The 21,996-nt window shown below is 58.7% G+C and carries 16 protein-coding genes and 1 pseudogene; 2 read left to right on the top strand and 15 right to left on the bottom strand.

What is annotated here, in order from left to right; all coding sequences use genetic code 11:
* Positions 1-35: 35 nt before the first annotated feature.
* From AAGW23_RS18255 to glnA, 3 genes are all read right to left on the bottom strand, one after another.
* Positions 36-668, bottom strand: coding sequence for a DUF4124 domain-containing protein (locus AAGW23_RS18255; protein WP_342407747.1), 633 nt, complete (start codon positions 666-668; stop codon positions 36-38).
* Positions 665-1,192 (bottom strand): DUF4124 domain-containing protein, encoded by a 528-nt coding sequence (locus tag AAGW23_RS18250; protein WP_342407746.1) that lies wholly within the window; start codon positions 1,190-1,192, stop codon positions 665-667. The genes AAGW23_RS18255 and AAGW23_RS18250 overlap by 4 nt, the downstream gene beginning before the upstream one ends.
* A gap of 185 nt (positions 1,193-1,377) precedes the next feature.
* On the bottom strand, positions 1,378-2,784 hold the full coding sequence (gene glnA / locus AAGW23_RS18245; protein WP_102838245.1) for a glutamate--ammonia ligase: 1,407 nt from the start codon (positions 2,782-2,784) through the stop codon (positions 1,378-1,380).
* 346 nt (positions 2,785-3,130) lie between these two features.
* Here glnA and thiI point away from each other — a divergent pair, with 346 nt between their 5' ends.
* The gene (gene thiI, locus AAGW23_RS18240) at positions 3,131-4,585 is read left to right on the top strand and encodes a tRNA uracil 4-sulfurtransferase ThiI (protein WP_342407745.1); all 1,455 of its coding nucleotides are present in this window, start codon (positions 3,131-3,133) and stop codon (positions 4,583-4,585) included.
* A gap of 168 nt (positions 4,586-4,753) precedes the next feature.
* Positions 4,754-6,574, top strand: coding sequence for a translational GTPase TypA (gene typA / locus AAGW23_RS18235; RefSeq protein WP_148925918.1), 1,821 nt, complete (start codon positions 4,754-4,756; stop codon positions 6,572-6,574).
* A 290-nt stretch (positions 6,575-6,864) separates the two neighbouring features.
* On the opposite strand, the gene AAGW23_RS18230 is transcribed toward typA, so the two are convergent.
* The 12 genes and pseudogenes from AAGW23_RS18230 to tssM all read right to left on the bottom strand — a co-directional run bounded on the left by AAGW23_RS18230 (position 6,865) and on the right by tssM (position 21,987).
* The gene (locus AAGW23_RS18230; protein ID WP_342407744.1) at positions 6,865-8,031 is read right to left on the bottom strand and encodes a catalase family protein; all 1,167 of its coding nucleotides are present in this window, start codon (positions 8,029-8,031) and stop codon (positions 6,865-6,867) included.
* Positions 8,032-8,058: 27 nt separating this feature from the next.
* Positions 8,059-9,930 carry a di-heme-cytochrome C peroxidase gene (locus tag AAGW23_RS18225; RefSeq protein ID WP_342407743.1) on the bottom strand — a complete coding sequence of 624 codons (1,872 nt, stop codon included), beginning with the start codon at positions 9,928-9,930 and terminating at the stop codon, positions 8,059-8,061.
* A 117-nt stretch (positions 9,931-10,047) separates the two neighbouring features.
* Positions 10,048-10,476, bottom strand: coding sequence for a hypothetical protein (locus AAGW23_RS18220; RefSeq protein WP_342407742.1), 429 nt, complete (start codon positions 10,474-10,476; stop codon positions 10,048-10,050).
* A gap of 152 nt (positions 10,477-10,628) precedes the next feature.
* Positions 10,629-10,775, bottom strand: a pseudogene (locus AAGW23_RS22055) (contractile injection system protein, VgrG/Pvc8 family); the annotation flags it as partial.
* A gap of 81 nt (positions 10,776-10,856) precedes the next feature.
* A complete protein-coding gene (locus tag AAGW23_RS18210) occupies positions 10,857-11,414 on the bottom strand; it encodes a hypothetical protein (RefSeq protein ID WP_342407740.1) in 558 nt (185 codons plus the stop codon).
* Positions 11,415-11,422: 8 nt separating this feature from the next.
* On the bottom strand, positions 11,423-11,917 hold the full coding sequence (locus tag AAGW23_RS18205; protein ID WP_342407739.1) for a hypothetical protein: 495 nt from the start codon (positions 11,915-11,917) through the stop codon (positions 11,423-11,425).
* 160 nt (positions 11,918-12,077) lie between these two features.
* The gene (locus AAGW23_RS18200; RefSeq protein ID WP_342407738.1) at positions 12,078-12,890 is read right to left on the bottom strand and encodes a hypothetical protein; all 813 of its coding nucleotides are present in this window, start codon (positions 12,888-12,890) and stop codon (positions 12,078-12,080) included.
* Positions 12,891-12,922: 32 nt separating this feature from the next.
* Positions 12,923-14,605 (bottom strand): SH3 domain-containing protein, encoded by a 1,683-nt coding sequence (locus AAGW23_RS18195; protein WP_342407737.1) that lies wholly within the window; start codon positions 14,603-14,605, stop codon positions 12,923-12,925.
* Positions 14,606-14,655: 50 nt separating this feature from the next.
* Positions 14,656-16,704 carry a type VI secretion system tip protein TssI/VgrG gene (gene tssI / locus AAGW23_RS18190; RefSeq protein ID WP_342407736.1) on the bottom strand — a complete coding sequence of 683 codons (2,049 nt, stop codon included), beginning with the start codon at positions 16,702-16,704 and terminating at the stop codon, positions 14,656-14,658.
* Positions 16,705-16,724: 20 nt separating this feature from the next.
* The gene (locus AAGW23_RS18185; RefSeq protein WP_342407735.1) at positions 16,725-17,714 is read right to left on the bottom strand and encodes a serine/threonine-protein kinase; all 990 of its coding nucleotides are present in this window, start codon (positions 17,712-17,714) and stop codon (positions 16,725-16,727) included.
* Complete coding sequence (locus tag AAGW23_RS18180; protein WP_342407734.1) at positions 17,711-18,448, bottom strand: PP2C family serine/threonine-protein phosphatase; 738 nt, start codon at positions 18,446-18,448, stop codon at positions 17,711-17,713. The genes AAGW23_RS18185 and AAGW23_RS18180 overlap by 4 nt, the downstream gene beginning before the upstream one ends.
* Complete coding sequence (gene tssM / locus AAGW23_RS18175; protein WP_342407733.1) at positions 18,448-21,987, bottom strand: type VI secretion system membrane subunit TssM; 3,540 nt, start codon at positions 21,985-21,987, stop codon at positions 18,448-18,450. Before tssM ends, AAGW23_RS18180 begins: the two co-directional genes overlap by 1 nt.
* Between the last annotated feature and the right edge of the window lie 9 nt (positions 21,988-21,996).

Genomic DNA, 21,996 nt, shown 5'->3' with positions numbered 1-21,996 from the left:
GCTGAATCAGTGCACCAGTAAGGTGCATAGAGTGGTCACAGAAAGGGCACGAAGGGAATATCTTTCTTTTCCTTAGGCTTATCCTTCAGCGGACACTCCGGGCGGACACCGTAGTCCGCCTTCTTGCATGGGTTGACCATTCGGCGTTGCGCAAGAGAGGTGCGCATCATGTGGAACACGCGTGGCTCGCTGGACAGTACGCGCTCGCCCTGACCGTCGATCACTTCGACCACCAGCTGGTGGCTGCCTCGGTCGACATTCTGCAAAGTCAGAACTGGACTCCTACCGGGTGCGCTTGCGGGCGCGCCATCGAGTAGCAATCGATACTGATGGCCCGGATGAAGAGGCGGCTGACTGGTTACGCTGACTGCCAGCTCGCCGGCGTTGTTGCGGATGGTGGCGTCGGGATCTGGTTGCACGATATCGAGCAAGATATAGCTGGGCGCGGTGGCTTTGAGGACCTTAACCGCTGGCTTCGGGGGTGGTAGGGGCTGGGCGGCCATCGTATTGGCGGGTTTGGTCTCTACCTGTTCGACCGCGAGACCGTCTGGGCGGTCGGTAAAGACCCGATTGCCCTCGGCGTCGATATAGCTGTAGATCGCAGCGCTAGCAGGTAGCGCACACACCAGTAACAGTCCGGCCAATCCAAGCCGCGAAAGGCGCATCATCGGCGCGCCGGGCTGGAGACGTGCACCCGCTGCACGGTGAATTGCTCTTGGGCTTGTTGAACGATCTGCCCACCGCTGAGCACCTGGATTTCCAACAGGTGAGTGCCGCGATCCACGTTTACCAGCTGCAACGCGGTCGTGCTGCTGGGCTCTGCCTGGGGAACGCCGTCGAGCAGGAAGCGGATCTGGTGTCCCTGCTTTAGCGGCGGATCGAGCTGGGCGTTGACGACAAAGGTGCCGCTGTTGGCGCGCAATGCCTGCTCATCGGGGATGCCGCCAATTGCGAGGCTTCGATAGGGCTGCTGTTGTTCCTCGCTGCGTTGCTCGTTGGCTAGCGGTGGCGGGGCGTCGGGCGTCTTGATGTTCACAGTGTTGGCGGGAGGGAGATCGACAGCGTTTGTCTCGACGCCCTCCGGAGGTTGATTGGTGAAGACGGTGTTGCCCTTTTCGTCAGTGTATTTATAGATCTGAGCCATGGCTGGAGCCATGAGGATGAATAGCAGGCTGAACAATGCAATGCGCATGGGAAGCTCCGCGGTAGGGATGACTGGAAGCCTTGCACCGCGCAGGCGGCTAGGCAAGTGCGACCGTTGGGATTTGAGATCGACGCCACTTCGGGCGCTTGTCGCGACGTCGGTAGCACTGGTTAGTGACATCGCAGAAACGAAAAAGCCTCCCGAAGGAGGCCTTTTCTGTCACGCGGACTGGCTTAGACGCTGTAGTACAGGTCGTATTCCAACGGGTGAACGAAGGTACGGACCTTGATTTCTTCCTCGCTCTTCAGCTCGAGGTAGGCGTCGATGAAGTCATCGGAGAACACGCCGCCCTTGGTCAGGAACGCACGGCCCTTGTCGAGTTCTTCCAGAGCTTCCTTCAGGCTGCCGCAAACCTGCGGGATCAGCTTGCCTTCTTCCGGCGGCAGATCGTAGAGGTTCTTGTCAGCGGCATCGCCAGGGTGAATCTTGTTCTGGATGCCGTCCAGGCCAGCCATCAGCAGTGCGGCGAAGCACAGGTAAGGGTTGGCAGCCGGATCCGGAAAGCGCGCTTCGATACGGCGGGCTTTCGGGCTGGAAACGTAAGGAATACGGATCGAGGCGGAGCGGTTACGAGCCGAATAGGCCAGCATGACCGGTGCTTCGAAGCCCGGAACCAGACGCTTGTACGAGTTGGTCGACGGGTTGGTAAAACCGTTCAGAGCCTTGCCATGCTTGATGATGCCGCCAATGAAGTACAGAGCGGTCTCGGACAGGCCGGCATAGCCTTCACCCGCGAAGGTGTTCTTGCCGTCTTTGGAGATCGACATGTGCACGTGCATGCCCGATCCATTGTCGCCATACAGCGGCTTCGGCATGAAGGTGGCGGTCTTGCCGTAGACATCAGCCACGTTGTGCACGCAGTACTTCAGGGTCTGAACTTCGTCAGCCTTGTTGACCAGCGTGTTGAACTTGACGCCGATTTCGTTCTGACCGGCAGTCGCCACTTCGTGGTGATGCACTTCGACGACCAGGCCCATTTCTTCCATGGCGTTGCACATGGCAGTACGGATTTCGTGGTCGTGGTCGCACGGCGGAACGGGGAAGTAACCGCCCTTGACGGCTGGGCGATGGCCCTTGTTGCCGCCTTCGACGTCCTGGTCAGTCATCCAGGAACCCTGTTCAGAGTAGATCTTGAACATGGAGCCGGAGATGTCGGACTTGAATTTGACTTGGTCGAAGATGAAGAACTCAGGCTCCGGGCCGACGAATACGGTGTCGCCAATGCCGGTGGACTTGAGGAATTCCTCGGCGCGCTTGGCGATGGAGCGCGGATCGCGGTCGTAGCCCTGCATAGTGCTTGGCTCGACGATGTCGCAGACCAGAATCAGGGTCGGCTCTTCGGTGAACGGATCCAGTACAGCAGTTTCATCGACCGGCATCAGGATCATGTCGGAGGCTTCAATGCCCTTCCAGCCATGGATGGACGAGCCGTCGAACATCTTGCCGTGCTCGAAGAAATCTTCGTCGTGGGCGTCGCGCGCCGGAACGGTCACGTGATGCTGCTTGCCCTTGGTGTCGGTGAAGCGCAGATCAATCCACTTCACATCGTAATCTTTGATCAGTTGAAGCGACTTCGACATGGTGCTCTCCAAGTGGTGGAAGCGTTGACAGATATGCTTCCGGAATCTAGGGGTGAAGCCGAGCGGGCGATACTCCGTCAAGGCGACCTGCCTCACAAGGGAGCAATTTGCATGCCAGTGCTCCGAGATGGTTCCGGGTGGGCTTGCAGGGGCCGTTTGGCGTTCTTGTTGCCATTTGTCGGCGCTGCGCCTGGATGTTCTCGCACTTAAGTGGTGCGTGTAAGTGCGCTTGTGGGTCATTTTGGTGCAAGGCTAGGTCGCCCGATAAAACTGACTAAAGCTTGATCAAATTCCGATATACTCCGCCCCCCTCTTTTCACGCCATGCTGGCGCTGCGCTGTTTTCCATGAAGCTGATCGTCAAGGTTTTCCCCGAAATCACCATCAAGAGCCCGCCGGTACGCAAGGGCTTCATTCGTCAACTGGCGAAGAACATCCGTACCGTGCTGCGCGACCTCGATCCCGAATTGCGGGTGGAAGGGGTGTGGGACAACGTTGAGGTGGAAACTGCGCTCAGCGACGCGAAAACCCTGCAGCAGATGATCGAGCGCCTGCGTTGCACACCAGGCATCGCGCATTGCCTGGAGGTTCATGAGTACCCGCTGGGCGATCTGGACGACATCCTTGCCAAGTGCAAGGCGCACTATGCTGACCGTCTGCCGGGCAAGATCTTCGCCGTGCGCTGCAAGCGAGCTGGAAAGCACCCATTCAGCTCGATGGATGTCGAACGCCATGTTGGCAGCGAGCTGCGCATTCAGTGCGGTGCTGCCGGTATCTCCTTGAAGGCGCCTGAAATAGAAGTGCGCATGGAAATCCGCGACCAGCGCCTGTTTGTCGTGCATGCGCAGCATGACGGCATTGGCGGCTACCCGCTGGGCGCGTTGGAGCAGACGCTTGTGCTGATGTCCGGCGGTTTCGATTCCACCGTAGCGGCCTATCAGATGATGCGCCGAGGGCTGATGACGCATTTCTGCTTCTTCAACCTGGGCGGCCGCGCCCATGAGCTGGGCGTGATGGAAGTCGCCCACTATTTATGGAAGAAGTACGGCAGTTCGCACCGGGTGCTGTTTATCAGTGTGCCCTTCGAGGAAGTCGTCGGTGAGATCCTTGAGAAAGTCGACGATAGCCAAATGGGTGTCGTGCTCAAGCGCATGATGCTGCGGGTGTCGACCCAGATTGCTGAGCGGCTGCACATCGACGCCTTGGTCACCGGTGAGGCCATTTCCCAGGTTTCCAGTCAGACTCTGCCGAACTTGTCGGTGATCGATTCAGCGACCGACATGCTGGTGCTGCGACCTCTGATCGCCAGTCACAAGCAGGACATCATCGACACCGCCTTCGAGATAGGCACCGCCGAGTTCGCCAAGAACATGCCCGAGTACTGTGGCGTGATTTCGAAGAACCCGACGACCAAGGCCAAGCGCTACCGCATCGAACATGAAGAAAAGCAGTTCGACATGGCAGTGCTCGAGCGCGCCATGGCAAACACGCGCCAGGTGGCCATTGATCGAGTGATCGACGAGCTGGGCCAGGATTTGCAAGTCGAAGAAGTCATCGAGGCGAGCGCCGGGCAGGTAGTGCTCGACATCCGCCACCCTGACCTCGCCGAGGACGAACCTCTAGAACTGCAGGGCATCGAAGTGCGTACACTGCCGTTCTATGCGCTGAACAACCGATTCAAGGAACTGGATGAGAACCGCCAGTACCTGCTGTATTGCGATAAAGGTGTCATGAGCCGCCTGCATGCTCATCATTTGTTGAATGAGGGGCATGTCAATGTGCGCGTTTATCGTCCGAGCTAAACAGCCCGGTCTGCTGGGCGGCAGTATCCGCCATCGCCCTCCCGACCCGCTTCGCGGCTGAATTGCTGCGACACGTCGTTAACAAACCTTCTGCTTCATCCAATTTTTCGCGTTGGGCCGCTCGATGCATTTGCCGAGCAGCCCCAACCCAACTACGAGACCACTACTGTGATCGATAATCTACGCAACATCGCCATCATTGCTCACGTTGACCATGGCAAAACTACCCTGGTCGACAAGCTCCTGCGTCAGTCCGGCACGCTGGAGCGCGGCGAGCTCAACGACGAGCGCGTGATGGACTCCAACGACCAGGAAAAAGAACGTGGCATCACCATCCTGGCCAAGAACACCGCTATTCGCTGGAACGATTACCGCATCAACATCGTCGACACCCCCGGCCACGCCGACTTCGGCGGTGAAGTCGAACGTGTGATGTCGATGGTCGACTCCGTGCTGCTGCTGGTCGACGCCCAAGACGGCCCGATGCCGCAAACCCGCTTCGTGACCAAGAAGGCCTTCGAAGCCGGTCTGCGCCCGATCGTGGTGATCAACAAGGTTGACCGTCCTGGTGCGCGTCCTGACTGGGTGCTGGATCAGATCTTCGACCTGTTCGACAACCTGGGCGCCACCGAAGAGCAGCTGGACTTCCAGGTCGTCTACGCCTCGGCCCTGAACGGCATTGCCGGTCTGGACCATACCGACATGGCTGAAGACATGACTCCGCTTTACCAAGCGATCGTTGACCACGTACCTGCTCCGAAGGTCGACATCGACGGCCCGTTCCAGATGCAGATTTCCGCTCTGGACTACAACAGCTTCCTCGGCATCATCGGCGTAGGCCGTATCGCCCGTGGTCGCGTCAAGCCCAACACCCCCGTCACCGCCATCGACATGCATGGCAAGAAGCGTAACGGCCGTATCCTCAAGCTCATGGGGCACCACGGTCTGCACCGTGTTGACGTCGAAGAAGCTACTGCCGGCGACATCGTCTGCATCAGCGGTATGGATGAACTGTTCATCTCCGACACCCTGTGCGACCAGAACAACGTCGAAGCGATGAAGCCGCTGACCGTTGACGAGCCGACCGTTTCCATGACCTTTCAGGTCAATGACTCGCCGTTCTGCGGCAAGGAAGGCAAGTTCGTCACCAGCCGTAACATCAAGGACCGTCTGGACAAGGAGCTGCTGTACAACGTGGCTCTGCGCGTTGAAGAAGGCGATTCGGCTGACAAGTTCAAGGTTTCCGGCCGTGGTGAACTGCACCTGTCGGTACTGATCGAGAACATGCGCCGCGAAGGCTTCGAGATGGGCGTAGGCCGTCCGGAAGTGATCATTCGTGAAGTCGATGGCGCCAAGCACGAGCCGTTCGAGAACGTCACCATCGACATCCCTGAAGAAGCGCAGGGCAAGGTCATGGAAGAAATGGGCCTGCGTAAGGGTGACCTGAGCAACATGGTGCCGGATGGCAAAGGCCGTGTTCGCCTTGAGTACAACATCCCCGCCCGTGGTCTGATCGGTTTCCGTAACCAGTTCCTGACCATCACCAACGGTGCAGGCATCCTGACCTCGATCTTCGACCGTTACGACGTGATGAAGTCTGGCCACATGTCCGGCCGCCAGAACGGCGTACTGGTATCGATCGATACCGGCAAGGCACTGACTTATTCTCTGGAAACTCTGCAGGCGCGCGGCAAGCTGTTCGTCGAGCACGGCCAGGAAATCTACAACGGTCAAATCGTCGGCCTGAACAGCCGTGACAACGACATGGGCGTTAACCCCACCAAAGGCAAGAAGCTCGACAACATGCGCGCTTCGGGCAAGGACGAAACCATCGCCCTGGTTCCGCCGGTCCGCTTCACGCTGGAGCAGGCTCTGGAATTCATTCAGGACGACGAGCTGTGCGAAGTGACCCCGAAGTCGATCCGTCTTCGCAAGAAGATCCTCGACGAAGGCGAGCGTAACCGCGCTGCGAAGAAAGCCAAGGCTTGATTCTGTTGTAGCTTGTGAAAAAGGCGCCTTAGGGCGCCTTTTTTGTTTAACGCAGAGCGCGCGTAGTAGGCCGCCGCTAGGCCAGATTTGCTAACAACCAGCCACAGTCAACAACACGGCAGTTCAGCCTCAAGAAATTCTTTATCAGCGTCGGTGAGGCATCGCCTGCAGGCGTATCCATTATGGGGCGGCAGCTTTCAGCTGAAACGTCGCGCTCCCTGAGCGCTGCACCGGTCAGCAGCCCTTCAGTCTGTCTCGAACACCTTTATTGAACACCGCTGCAGGGTAGGTCAGGGCACTTCTGTGCTTGGTGTGCGTGTTTCGGCTACGCCGTTGCGCTCTAGCCGATAGGCGCTGATGGATTCGTAGACGGCTTTGCGTAAACGGTTGATGCCGCCGATTGGACGGTGCGCCGGCAACGCGTGCCAGGGATTGAAGCTAAGGTTGTCGCAGTTGAGGTTCTGCTCGGGGCTGTCGAAATCCTGTGCAGGCAAGCGGATGTCCGCGACCGTTTCGAACGGCGAGAGCGCCTCATCCCATTCGATGCTGGTGTCTTCGATGGGCATATAGTGCTCGGCGTTCTGGCGCTGCACCTGCAGCTCAAAGCATGCGGGTACACGGTCCAGCGACAGCTGCTGATACAGCGCCTGGCGCAAGAAGTTGGGCAGGTCGTGGTTCTGTTCCGGCAGTTCATACGCGGGACAGCGCTCGGGCGCAGGGATGACCCGGTACTTGATGTTGTGCTGGCCGAACTTGTACGGCGCCACGGAGTTGTAAGTCGTGGCCACCGGCGTTTGTGGCGCCGGTGCCAATGTTTGCAGGGCAATGAGCAGGTGGCGCAGTTCCCAGCTGCGCGGGTCCATGCTCGGGAAGAACGCCAACACCTTCTGGCCCCGCGCCTGGGCGGCGAAGTTACTGCGGTACTCGGCGACGTCTTGGACGAAGAACACCGGGTGGTTGAACATCACGAAGTCCTGCTCGCCGGCATGTCGCGGGTCACGCGTAAGCTTGTCGCCCGGAACGTCGAGCAGCTTGATCGCCATGCCGCGGGCATCCCTGATGCGGTCGAACTGCGGGTAGGCGTTGCCGTTGGACAGCCGCACCCAGGCGTTCCAGGTTTTGCCCGGTTCGGCGAATACGCCATAGCGCAGCGCGGGTTCGAGGTCATTACGCACATTGACTTCGGCCCGCATGCAGCCGTGTGCCTTGGCATGGGCATCACGCAGCACACGAGTATTCTCGCTGTGCTGTTCCACCACGGCGATGGCGTCGGCGATGATCGCCTGGGTGTCGGCCGCTTCGGTCGGGGCGATCACCTCTTCGGTCGGAACGGGTCCGCGATGGGTGATATGGAAGTAGGCGGTGTAGATGGCCCAGCTCGCTAAGCCGAGGGCGGAAAGGGCCAACAGAAGGCGGCCGAGCACACGACCGATCCAAAGCCAGAGTTTTGTAAGCATGCAGCAAGTCCTTATGCGGAGTTCGAGTCAGAGGCAGCTCGGGCCGGGCGTGTGAGGGCGAGTTGGTAGCGCTTCGAGGCGTGGTTCGAAGCCTGGGTCGCCCAACACCTTGAGGTACTCGACCAAGGCCCAGCGCTCATGTGGCGCCAGCGCCCGGCCAATCACGCCGTTGCCACGACAGCCTGCTCGGAACTCATGCCCACGGTTGCCGTTACCGGTAATCGCGGTATCCAGCAGAAAGCCGCCACCGAAGCGTTCAGTGCGGATGCCGACGTGGCTGGGGTCGTACTCGCGGCTGCCGGTCCAGAACCGTTGCGGCCGCTCGGCTACCGGAGACAGCAGGTGGAACAGGCTTGGCACCGAACCGTTGTGCAGGAAGGGTGGGGTGGCCCAGATGCCATCCAGCGGGCGGGCCTTGTAGCCGCGAATCTCCTGCACGCCGATGGGCAGCCCAAAACCATTGAACTCGGCGCGTTCTGCCGCGCCGATACCCGCATCGCGATAGGCGCGATCTTCGACATAGGCGGTGATGTAGGCCAGCCCCTTGGCACTGGACACCTTGCTCAGGTCCAGCGGGCCCGTAGATTGTCCGTACAGTTTCACATCGAGACGCTTTAGCTCATCCTGCGTCCAGCCCAACCGGGTCAGGTCGAAACGGTGATCAGCGATATTGTCAGCCGTGGTCGGGTCGGTGCCGACCACGGAGGTCGGGATTACTGCCATGCGCCATTCCGGGTCTCGTTCCGGGGCATAGCGGTTGTTCTCCGGCTTCGGTTTGGCGTCGTGGCAATGGGCGCAGTTCTCGCGATAAAGCGCCCGCCCACGGCTGGCTTGCTCGAGGTCGATCTCGCCCAGAATCTCTTCTGGCCAACGGGGAGGGGCAAGCCGCATCAGCGTATTTTCCAGCCTGTGCAGGTCACGCACACGAACGCCCGAGGCGTAGCGTTCGCCTTCGGGCAGCGGCTGGCCATTTTCATGGAGCAGTTGCAGCTTTGCCCCGACGCCTAGGGCCTCGCCGATATTGCGCGCCATCGGCTGCATGGCCGAGCCGTTCCACTGCACCCAGTCGAATTTCCAGATGTCCCAGAGATGCGGGTAGCTCACCGGGGCGTTGGCGACGCGATAGTTGGCGGTGTCTAGGGCATCACCAAAAGCGGTATTGGCGATGCGCCCGAAGGCGTCGGTCCGGCCGAAGCCCTCTTCGGTCGGATAAAGGTCCCGGTGCCAGTCGTTGTAGGCCGTGCCCAGTAGCCGATCAAGCGCTTGCTTGAAGTCGCGGCGCAGCTGTGCGCGGGCCGGTTCGTCGTGCTCGCCAAGGACCGCATGGGCGAAACGGTCGAATTTGAAGGGGTTGTAGTAAGTGAAGGCCATGCTCATGCCTAGCGTTTGGCCGAATGAACCGCCGCGCAGCGTCGGTACAGTCGAAGCCAGCGAATGCATCGCCGCGCCGCCATCGATCCGGATGGCTTGGCCGTTATGGCGCAGCTCACCGGTGTGGCAGGCCGCGCAGGTGACATCCAGGTAGGTTCGCCCGCTCTCGTCGTCCTCGTGGCGGGCAAAGCCCACCGGCAGGTTGCCGGGGTTCAGCGCGGTAGCTTGTTGGGAGGGATCGACCAGAAATCCGAAGCGGGCGAGGTAGTCGGGCGTGGCGAATTTGTCCTGACTGAAAGGCAGCTCCAGCGAGACAAACCAGTCGTACTCCAGTCCCTTTACCTGTGTGCCTTGCGGCGTGTAGTAGTAAGTCTCCCGGTCGCCGTTCTCCCACTGCTCCAGATAACGCAGCGCTTCGGGTGCTTCGTACTCCGGAAGGTTTGGGTAGGCCACGAAATACAGCCCAACGGCCGCGGCCAGCATAGCCAACAACAAGACAGCCCCCAGGGCTCGGCGCAGCAATTGCATCGGTACATCCTTGTAGCGTTATGGCGAGTGCGCGTTTATGGCAGGATTGAGCGGTGATGGCAATTAGATGTCGCCGCTTTTGCGGTGACAGATAAGGGTGAATGCGTGCTCGGACAGTTATTTAAGGTCAAGCAAACTTCCCTCCACGGAGGCTGAAATGCATGAGATATAAGTTAAGTAGTTAGAATTTTTCTTAACTAATATGCCGTGCGTGGGCTCTTGGACGTCCGCAATCTTATTGACGCTGGATATTAATGTGTACGAATATTCGCCATTAACGAAGCTGATGGAGTTGGTTAGCTCGCTGCCAGACGCGTTGCCTATTACAATCTGCACCTCATCTGATGGTTTTTTTAATTCTAGCTCTGGTGGAGAATTGATTTTCCCAAACTTATAAAGAATCGCATTATCTTGCTTATGTAATTCGAAGGCTTTATTGGATTTTGTTTTGCAGCTGAAGAGGGGGTTTTCCTCTTCCATAGTATTTGCCGATAGGAGAGACGAGAAAGCTACAGTCAGGGCTAGCGCAAGATGCGAAATTTTCATTCTAACGATCGCTTCAAGGTTATCAATGGAAACATTTTTTATCTCTGGCTACTTTAATATTTGGGTGCTCCAGAGTCTCTCAAAATTCGCCCGTCTTGCTTGATAGCTATCCGTGTTTAGATTCACTATCCTTGTTATTGCGTCCACCGTCCCAGTACATGGCCCTGTGGGCTGTGCTCGAAGTTGTAATGGATGCCTTCCTCAGCGCATCGGCGCTGGACGAAGTACAGGTCGCTCTCGTCGTAACGCACGCAGTATTCGCGCCCAAGGTAGACGGTTGGCCCGAGCTGGTACTGGTAGCCGCCAAGGAGTATTGGTTTTATGTTAAAGAAAGCGAGAGCTTTACAGCAGCAAAAATACAAATATATATCAAGCCTCTATTATTCGCGGATCATATCGAGGTTATAATTAAAATTCTCCTCCTGGAGTACTTCGAAGGCAGGTGCTTTTATACTTGCGTCGTTTTTGCATGATTTCGATAGAATTGTTGCGTTATTTTTCAAAGCTAATATCCCTGATTTAAATACAGGGTATTGGCCTTGATCGTCGCTTTCAGATTTCGCAATGTCATATAAGTAGTAGTTGTATTCCGCTATGGCAAAGCGGATCCGATTTTCTCCTCCGCCCGGGTATGGGGTTGTGCTTAATTTAAACCCTTCACTGGAGTCCGCTTGAGAAATTGGATAGATCAATTCTATTTTCTCTGGTGAGCCGTATCTGTACTTTATATAAACGTTGCCCTCCTGCTGTCGCAAGCATAGAGACGCTATCTTCTTCTCGGTAAAGCATGTGAATATGCTTTCCTCATCAGCATCGCAGAGATTTGCCACCGCTCCTCTTTTGGTGTCATTAGATGCCCTGATATTTTCTTGGCTGCAAGCAATCGTCGATGCCAGGGTTAATATAGAAACCGCAATTGTTTTTAGTAATTCCTTCATAGGGATACTCATATACCCATGTGGTGCTTTAATTTTTCTAAACACTCAATGCGCTCGTCATATCCGTTCATGCCGCCATTAATTGCAACCGTTAGACGCTCTGAATTATCTGCGTCCGCCATTATGTTGGCGTTAACCATTGCCCAGTAGACGAAGCCTGACTCAACACCATATTTAACGTTGGTTATGATCAGGTCTGGGGCTTCGATAAAGTCTTTGACGTCATTTGGGTTTGCATGATTATGTATCTCCGTATATCTCCGGTAATTATTCTTTCCGGTTAGCTGAATGATGCCTTTACCTCGAAATTTATATCCTTCCTCGCTTCTCTCGTCACCATTACCCATTCGTGATGAATATACAAAGCTAAGAAGCTTCCTCGGGTTGTTTTCATATGCCGACTCATGCGTCCATAGTCTATCTCGCAGGCGCCCAAGCGAGCATTCGTCCGTTGCTTTATCGTAATTGTTTTTTCCACCCACGCATCCAAAAATTTCACGCATGCGTGTCGCGCTATAATTGCCATCTTCCGAGCGGACTCTGAATCCACTTTCGTGGCCAACCTGAGCCAGAAAGTGAGCAATTCGAAGAGGTGTATTGACTTCGTAGGCGTTCGCATATTCGTTGAGGTAAGGCAGTATTTCCTCATAATATGAAGAGTCGCTACTTGTTTGTTATTTGCAGCATCTCCATAGTTATCAGGCGTGCGCTGGGTTTATAGAAGAGCCTGATTAGCTCCGCGGGGTGAAAATGCCACGCTACCCCATTCGCCCGTATTCCCGGTTGGCCGGCCAACTCCGCCCACCAAGATATCGTCTCGATTCTTTTCTTCTCTGCAACCCAATTCAGGTTTGGCTCTGCTGGTGTGTGGCCCATCAGTTTGTCCAACTGGTTCCACTTCTCTTCGTTCCAGAACCACTCGCTTTCATGCTGGCTGATCAGCAGGGAAAGCTGCTGTGCCAGCCAAGATTTGCCGAGGGCGGCCTGGAGTTCCGCTGGGGTGAGTTTGTTGTCACGGACGCCCTTTCCGTCTGGCTGGTCGATGATCTCGTACAGCTTGCTGAGGATGGGGCCGAGCTCAGCTTCTTCGATCAGTGCGGCGTAGCGTGCAATTTCGTCTTCCGTTGCGCACCCGGTGGCGTCGAGGGTTCTTGCCAGGTGGGCGTCCAGAGGGAGTTTGTCTTGCAGGGTGCTGAAACCTGGCCATTCCCAGGGCGAGTGACGTGTGACGATAAGGTCTTTTTCTGGTGCCCAACCGGAAATGTCGTTGCCTTCCATGTCACCGACGGTGACGTACCACCAGCGCACCTTCTCAGCGTCGATAGCTTTACGCTCATCAGGCAAAGCGTCCCAGGAGCTGGCGGGCAGTATGCGTACGTAACCGCTGGCTTTACCTTCCAGGCCACTGTGCAGGGGGAACTCTGTCCAGGCATCGAGCGTGCCGGCCGTGCTGCTGCGCTGGCCCTGAGCGTTCAATGCGGAGCGTTTGATCCAGAAGGGCTTGCCTATTACAGCGCCGACTTTGCGCCATGGATGGGTCGTGGGGATGCTGCCACCCTCATAGTCATGGGGGCGCCCCCCTCAAGTGAGTTGGAGTACACCTTGAGAAAGTCGACCTGATCCGGCATATCCGCAGCGTTGACGCCCATTCGGGAGGCCAGGGTTATCTTCTGCAGAGCGCTTAGCGAATAGGTACGCTTTGTCGAGTTATAACTGCCCAGTTCGCTGTTCTTGTCAGCGTTACAGATGGTGTACTTCTGCACCTTGGCCCAGCAACCGGCCCTGGGTGAATCGCCGCAGAGACGCAAATCCAGTCTCGCTTCGACTTGTGCATCTGCAGCAGGGGGCTGGACGATCTTCGAGCCCTTGTCCACCTTTATCAGGGTCTTCTGTTCATCGGGCAGCTTTTCCCCGACAGCACGGCTTTTCTCGATGAAAGCTGGGACGTCCTCGCTCGTGAAAACTTCCAGGTGCAGGCGTTTTTTGGCAGTGCCTTCGTCTTGGTTCTGATACTTACCCATATGCCCAACCAGTTCCCCAGCGTTGATCGCGTAAGGCTTGGGCAAAATATGAACACTGCCTGTAACGCTCGGGGCACCGTACTGAGTTTCGAGTTCATCGAAGTACACGTAGCCCAGCGGTTTGCCATCCGGCCCGTTGGGCAGTACGGGTACGCCGCGATAGTCCATGACCTCCAGCACCTTGCAATAGCCGCTTCTCTGTTTCTCGCCCACCTTGAGTGTTGCACCACGCGGCAATACGCCAATGATGGTGCCGGTACGGTTACTTTCGCGGCGCACATTCAAGCCCTGGTGGCTGAGGGTGAGCGCGGGTTCGGTGTCCTGGGCTTTGCCCGCCACGGTGTTGCCGGTCAGTTCAGGCTCATACACCCAGTCGACAGTACCTGCCGGTAAGGCGGGTATAGCCGCGCCCTCATCGATGTTAAGTAGCTTTTTGTATTGGGACTTTTTGTTGTGCGTTTCACCCAGCGTGACTTTGCAGCCCTTGGGGAGCAAGGCGAGCACCTCGCTCGTTCCATCCTCGGCCAAAGCACGTATCCGCAAGCCCACGAGTGGATCATTAGTGGTGGACTTGACCGCATAGCAGGTCGGCGCGAGGAACTCGGCGGGTTTAGGGGCACTGGTGGCCTGATAGCCGACCCAGTCGAGCAGGTGCATGTACAGACTGTAAAAAGTCAGTCCTTCGCTGGCCGGCGCGGTTTCTGCGCCCGCAGCGGCTGGCGAGGCGGTGTCTGAAGCCGTTGCTGCCGTTGCTGCCGTTGTACTGTCGCTTGTCCCCCCGCTAGGAGCGCTAGGTGTAAGTACGGACGGCAGCACCAGGCGATGCCTGACCAACACGAAACCCGTTGAATACTTGGCGCCCACCGACTCTGGCCCCATGCCAGGCTGGCTCGTGGAGGCGTAGGACGTCTCGGGATACTTGTCATCGATGCGATAGGCGATCACCTCGCCATCGGCAATGCAGCGAACTGCGCTCTGATCGAGTAGTTCGGCGCTGCCTGCGTCGAAATGCACGCCGCCATGCCAAAGACCGTTGGCCCCCATGGGATAGAAGCCATCTTTGGCTTTGGCCAAGGCATCGAGATATATCTGCGGATCGCTGATTTCTTTACTGTCTTCGCCGGCGGTCTTGAACGGATAGTCCCAGTTGATCGGTTTGTTGTCTGCCATGATGATAGTCCTTTTTCACGGGCGTGAAGATGGCTCGTGCTTGATCCCTGTTAACCGGAGAAATTCAGCGTGCGTTTGGGTTTTGTCTTGGGCGTAAGAGCATTACCCAGCGCCTGCTCCAACAAACTCCCCGCCTTGTCTCGATCTGCCACTCCAGGCAAAACCGGCGGCTTGATCTTTATCCCGGCGCCTTTACCAGGCGCGCCACCGGCATTTATCTTAATCATTGGGCCGCTGAGGGTGATGCCGCCCGGGTCGAGCTTGATGAAGCTGCCGCCAGCCTTGAGGGTCAGCTCGATGCCGGCTTCGATGACCATTTTCTGGCCGGCTTTGAGGTGGATCTCGCGGCCGACCTTGGTCAATTGGGCGGTGCCGAGCTTGATGTGCTGGGTTTGGGCAATAGTGAGGTGGTCGTCGGGTTTGACTTCCACCTTGCGATCGCCGGTGACGCTCAGGTGCTCCTCTGCCTTATATTCGCTGTAGCTGTTGGCTTCCACCCGGTCGTGGCGTTCGTTACCAACGCGAATCTTCTGGTCGTGCTCGATGTTTTCGTCCCAGTCCCGCTGGGCGTGGATGTATATCTGCTCGGCGCCTTTGCGATCCTCGATGCGCAGTTCGTTGTAGCCGCCCCCGCCGGGGCTCGACAGTGTCTTGAAGACGCTGCGGGTCTTGTCTGCCGGCAGGTCGTAGGGGACTTGATGTTCGGCATGGTAGAGGCAGCCAGTCACCAAGGGCTGGTCGGGGTCAGCTTCGAGGAAGGTAACCAGTACTTCCATGCCGACGCGCGGGATGGCGATACCGCCGTAGCGGTCGCCGGCCCAGCTTGAGCTGACGCGCAACCAGCAGCTTGTCTTTTCATCGGCTTGGCCGTGGCGATCCCAGAAGAACTGGACCTTTACCCGGCCGTATTCGTCGCAGTGGATTTCTTCGCCCGCAGGGCCTGTGACCACGGCGCTCTGGCTGCCGAGCACGCGCGGCTTTGCGTGCGTCAGAGCCGGGCGGTAAGGGACCGCCCACGGGGTGGCGGTAAAGTGGTTGCGGTAGCCCTGGGTGAAACCGTCTCGTGCATCAGTGTCGCTTGTTACCGACTCCTCCAGCACCTGAGGCTGTTTGCCTTCATGGAGCACCTCGGTCAGCAGCCAGAGGTCATTCCATTCCTGGCGCGGGTGATCAGATATTTCCAGCAGGTGCCCGCTGACCAGTCGTGGCTGGTCGCTTCGGCCTTCAGCCAGGCGGTAGTCGGCGCGGTGGCGCTCCAGTGAGCGCTGGGACAGGTGCTTGCCTCGGGCTCGATCGGTGAAGCGACCCGGGTAGTCATAGTCTTCGAGGTCTGGCTCAGACGATATCTGTCTGTCCCCCGCTTGGCCCTTCTGCGCGGCCTCCATCACCAGGCGTGGCTGTTCAAAGTCGTAATCGCGCCGACTCACGCGGTTGGTACGAGTCTCCAGGCGCACGGAGAAGCGCTTGATCACCGGCTCGTCGGCTACCAGCCCGCTGTCCTGCAGGTACGCGGTGGGCTGGCCAAGTTTGGGAAAACTCGTCTGGTCATCACCGAACACCAGTACATGACCCTGCTGGCTGTGCTCGAAGTGATAGTGGATGCCTTCTTCTTCGCATAGGCGCTGGACGAAGTGCAGGTCGGTTTCGTCGTACTGGGTGCAGTAGTCGCGCTGGGGATAGGCCGTCGGGCCGAGCTGAAAGCGATAGGCGTTCGCCTGAATCCCGTGACTCTCCAGTACCTGGGCAATGATTTGCGGCACCGTCAGGTGTTGAAAAATGCGTTGATCGGTACAGTGCGCGAGGTAGGTCAGTTGCGGAACGATGGACACACGATAGCGGGTGAGGCGCTTGCCAGACTCGCCCTGTGCAACGCGGTGGATCACTCCGTGGATACCATGGCCGGCCGGTGACAGTGCGAGAAATGCCGGCTTGTGCAGCAGGCTTTGCAGGTTGAGTTCGGGATGTTCGCTGATCAGCTCAAGCTCGAAACGAAAGGGTTGGCTGATGGCTTCGCGCCCGGTGAACGCGAGCACTTGCAGGTCGTGCTCGACGCCTTCGATGGCGAGGCTGAAGTGGGTGTCGTTGGCCGCGTTGAACATGGCGCTTCCTTGTGTCCTTGTCATCCATGGGCGCGCCCGAACCAGCGCTGCAGGCGGCTTGGTGCGGGGCGGCGGAATATATTCAACAGGTGGGTCGTGCTGGCTGTGCGCTGATGAATGTCAAACGCCAAGGCTGCGCGCAGAGTGGGCCAGCCCTGAGTGAGGTTCGCAGGGCATGCCAGTTCCTTGTCGAGCTCCATTGCTTTTGCCTGCTTGGCACTTAACCGCCGGAACGGGTGGGTGCCGCTGGCCAATTCATAAAGCAGGCAACCGAGTGCGTATACATCGCTGGCTTCCGATGGCTCCCCGCCGTCTAGTAGTTCAGGGGCTGCGTAGCGCGTGGTCCAGGCTTTGAATCGGTTACGAGACAGGCGTGGCAGGTTTTTCAGCACGCCTTCGAGTGCCTGTCCGAGGCCGTAATCGAACAAGCGAAGCCCGTCTTCGGCCAATATGACGTTGCTGGGTTTGATGTCCCCGTGGATGACGCCGCGGCTGTGGGAATAGGCCAACGCCTCGATTAGCGGCACGGCGATTTCGCATAACTCGTCCCAGGCGAGGCCTGCCGGGCGTTCGCTGAGCAACTGGTCGAGCGTCGGACCTTTGAGCAGCTCGAGCGTAATGAATGCACGTTGGCTGATGGCGTCCACGTCAAACCCGAACAGCCGCACGACGTGGCGATGGCTTAAACGCGTGGTCAGAGCAAACTCGGTATAGAGCAGCGCGTGGGCATCTGGGTACTCGTTGAACTCGTCACTCAAGGTTTTAAGGGCGACGTAGGGCTCCGGGTCGCCGAACTGCTCGCGCAATAGGTCTCGAGCGCGATAAACGGCCCCCATACCGCCGACGCCAAGCAGTCGTTCAATCAAATAACGGCCTGCCAATACCTCTGGCAAATCGCGCGCGGCAAAAGCAGCGGCCGATGTGGCCAGGCTTGCGGGGGAGGGTGCCGAGGCCGCGAAGGCGAAATAGGTGAGGTCTGATGCCGGCTCAGCGCGCAGGGGCTCGTTCATAGGCGTATCACCACTGCGCTCAGGTTGTCTCGGCACGGACCCACCATGGCCTCCTCAAACAACCGTTGCAGGGCCAGGCCCGTCGACGGTGCATTGAGCGCCGCGCCCAGAGTGTCGGGTGACAGGCTCTGGTAGAGCCCGTCGCTGCACAGCAGCAAGGTGTCACCTGGATACACCTCGAACTCGAGGATATCCAGTGTCAGTTGTTCGCTGGCGCCGATGGCGCGGGTCAGGGCGTTTGCCGCCGGATGACGTGCAGCTTGCTGCGGGCTCAGGCTCTGTTCGTCGATCAGCTGTTGTAGCAATGAATGGTCACGCGAGAGCTGATAAAGCCGTCCACGACGCCAGAGGTAGCAACGGCTGTCACCCGCCCATACGCAGGCGGCACGGTCGGCCTGCATCAGCAGCGCAACCACGGTACTGCCAATCACGGGATCGGGCCGATCAGCGGTGACGGTCAGCGCTTGCCCCAGCCTGCGGTTGAGTTCATGTAAACAGCGGCGCAGACCGACCAGGCGCTCCGCCATGCTGCCACTGGGCAACATGGCGAGTTGCTCGACGATCAGGCGGCTGGCCAACGCGCCATTGTGGTGGCCGCCCATTCCATCGGCCACCGCCCAAAGGCCTTGCTCGGGGAGGTCGAGAAAGGCGTCTTCATTGCGCGCGCGGACTTTGCCCGTATCGGTCCGCGCGGCGCTGCGCCAGCTGTAGGGCAGGCTTGCAGTGGCTGACATCACAGGGTCGCCGGCAGTTTGAAGTCGCGCAGCAGGGCGATGTCGAACGGGTTCGGCGAACGCTGACTATGTAACAGGTAGTTGGCGTTGCGGCCGCCCAGATTGGCCTTGAGCATCAGCACGTCACGACCGCTGTGGTAATCGACCTGCATCAGGTCCAGCAGGCGGAACAGCGACCAGGGGCCGGTGTTCTTCTCGATGCCGACGCGACGTCCGCCAAGTTCCTCAACCACCAGGCTGGTGCGGCCATCCTCCGCGTCGGTTGGCCAACTGAAGGCGGTCTGCACGATTGGCCCGTGGCGGTATTCCATTTGCTGATTGCCAAAGCGAAAGTCTGCGCGGCCGAGGCTCGAATCCAGCGAATAGGGCTCGAGCTTGAAGCGAATCTGCGGCTCGTTCGGGTTTTCTGAGAAGAAACTGCGGCGGATGGTTTGCGCGTTGCTTATCTGAGACAGGAACTCGCGTGACAACGGCAAGCCTCGGCCGTCGACTCGACGAAGCTGATAGTGGCCAGCACTGCCACTGACGAACGCCTTCAGGTAGCGATCAAAGAACCCATCAGCAACACCTTGCGCCTTGAAGAACTCCCGAAAGTCAGCGATGGCGACGTCGCTCTCACTGTGTGCGCTAAATGGATAGCGCTGACGTAGCGAACCTTTGTAGAAGGCGTACAGCTCGCTCTGATAGCGCTGGTTGAGGTAGTGGTAAGCGTCATTCAGAACCAGCGTCCAGCTGTCTTCGGCGAGCAGGCCAAGCCAGTTGCCGATCGGTTGTGGAAGCCGGGCTGCGCTGGCCCGCAGCTGGTTGATGGCATCACGCTGGCCTGCCATGCGTGCCTTGGCCAGTTCGAAGGCCGCCTGATCTGGCGCACTGGCATGCGCCAGACTGGCCAGCTGCATTTGAAGCGCGTCTAGGGCTTGCAGTGTGGGAACCAGTTCGGCGCTGGCGCCTGCATTGTCGTCAAGCAGGCGATGCAGCGGCTCGAAACGGCGCTCGAGTGTTTTGCGCGCCGTGTCGGGCACATTCTTGGCCAGTGCGGCCTGGGTCTGTTCGGCAGCGGCTGAAGCGAGCTTAGCGGCTTTGCCCAGCTTGCCGTTGGCATGTTTGAGCGCATCGACTGCGTCTACGGCGTCGCCAGCCGTATCGACCGCGCCAGCAAAGCGTGTGTTGTCACGGACTTCGACGAGCAGTTGCAGCAGTGGGGAATTCGCTGCAGACAACCCGCTAAGCAGAGCCGAACCTTGACCAGCGCCTGCAATGGGCTCCAGCGTGAGCTGGGCGACCGCTTCGCTCCAATAGTTGGCGTAGTCCCGGAAATAAAGCTGCTCCATCTCGACCATCAACCGTCCGAGATCTTTCAGGCTCAAGCTGTCGCCTTCGCCGAGCACCCAGTTGTCACGCAGGATTTCGCGCACCAGTTCGCTACCCTGGGCGACATAGAACGTCTGATACCCATTCTGCGTATATAAACCTGGGATGGTGTAGTCGCTGCCATTGAAGAATGCACCTTGCGGTCCGAGGTGCTGACTGAGTCGGTAGTCAGGCAAGTTGCGCGCCTGATCGCGCAACATGCGATAGACGACGCTGGCCAGCGATTCGCTGCGCAGCACTTGACGTGCCTCGGCGACCAGTTGGTCGTTCAGCGCATAAGGTTGGAAGCCCTCGCCGAGCAGTCGCTCGAAATGGGTGTTGAGGCCGTTCTGGGCGACGGCGTTGCCGGCGTAACGCAGCGACCAATCGGCAGCGACCCAGTCCTTAAGGAAAGCGTCGTCGCGACGCGCCTTCAGATTGAGCATCAGGTAAGCGCGCAGGCTGCCCAGCAGGCGCTCTCGATCCGTCAGATTGGCGCGAATCTGGGCCTCCAGCTGGCGCGCGACGCGAGGCAGCAGCACGCTTTCCAGCTCGCGGCGGTAGGCCTGGTGGAGGGTGGGGTCTACCACCTCTCCCTGATAAAACCCACCGCGTTGCAGGAAGGACACATCTGCCTTATCAGGAAACACCTGGGTAGCCGCATAGCTGATATCCAGCGCCTTGAGCGTCCGCAGTGCATCATCTTGAGACGAGATCCCCTGTTGCTCGCGGCCCAGCTGTTCCGCAAGGCCGCGCAATTGCTCGAGCCGTTCATGGTTGCTGGAGAAGCCGTTGGCCCAGAACGCCCCGAACAGCGCCAGGCAGGCGAAACCTGCGGCATACAGGGCGCGCTGGCCCCAGTCGATGCGGCGAACTTCCTGTTGGTCAAGCCCGGCGAGGTCAGCTTCGGGAAAGATCACGCGGCTCAGCAGGTGATTGATGAAGCGCGCACGACCGCTGCGGAACGATGGCAGCGCGCCGCTCGACAACCCAAGGTTGCGGCCGATGCCGCTGGTGAGCGGGTCGAACTCACCTTGAAGTTGCGGTGCGCTGGTGAGGTAGAAACCGCGCAGCTGGCTGGCACGTTGGTAGCGGTTGCCGGAGAACGCCAGTTCGACGAACAGGCATAAACGCTCGCCGATCTGGCCAAGCTGGTGCGGGAAATCAAGGATGCGGCCGCGGCGCTGGGTGTCGCGCTCTTGGTGCATGCGCAGGATGACTTGGCTGTTGAGACGACGCAGCAGCTCCTCGAACTCGCTCCGCACCACGTTGACGTCAGTGCCGTCCTGCTCCTTGCGAAAGCTCGTGCCCAGCACCTGATCGCTTTCCTCGCGCGAGAGCTGATCAAAAAATTCGTCGAAGCCAAGCACCTTGTCGGCCTTGCTTAAGACCAGATAAACCGGTACGTCGGCGCCCAGGCGCTGGTGGACTTCATGCAGACGCTGGCGGCTCTGGCGGGCCAGCGTTTCGAGTTCCAGTTCACTGGAGTGCAGCAGCTGCTCGACCGGGATGTTGATCAGCACGCCATTAAGCGGGCGTGCACGGCGGCGGCGCAGCAGGCCAAGTAGCGTCTCCCAGGCTTTGCCGTCAATACCCGCGTCGGGCTGTGTCAGGTAGCGGCCAGCGGTATCGATCAGCACGGCATGGTCGGCGAAGTACCAGTCGGCGTAGCGGGTGCCGGAGACATCCTTGGTCAGGCGCTTGTTTTCACCACGGTTGAGCGGAAAGTCCAACCCGGAAAAGTCCAGCAATGAGGTTTTGCCGCTGCCATGAGGGCCAAGCAGCAAGTACCACGGCAGGTCGTTGCGCCATTTTTCGCTGCGTCCACGGTACAGGCTCGAACTCTTGAGGGTACGCAGGGCGTCGCGGTAGCGCTGGCTGAGGATGCCTTGCTCCTCGCTGACCAAGCCCTCACGGCGAAGCCGCTCCTGAACCTCTTCGTCGCTGGCTTCGGCCTGCTTGCGACGTGTGCTGCGCCAGCTGGCGAACACGATGAACAGCCCCCAGACCAGGCAGAGGCCGGCGATGGTCAGCAGGCGGCTGGCCGAGGATTCCCAAAACTTATAGTCGTCTACTGCGAGCAGCGGGCCGACGAACCAGACCAGCAGGGCCAGCGTGAGCAGGAGGCAGAGGCTCCATACCCAGGTCTTGCGGAAAAACGCGGCAAGCTTGCCGAAAAAAACCTTCATGGCAGTACG

Origin of the sequence: Stutzerimonas chloritidismutans (assembly GCF_038562055.1) — a bacterium.
GTDB classification, from domain to species: Bacteria; Pseudomonadota; Gammaproteobacteria; order Pseudomonadales; family Pseudomonadaceae; genus Stutzerimonas; species Stutzerimonas chloritidismutans_A.
The sequence above is the reverse complement of the archived record's forward strand: the minus strand, read 5'-3'. Positions and strand labels throughout refer to the sequence as shown.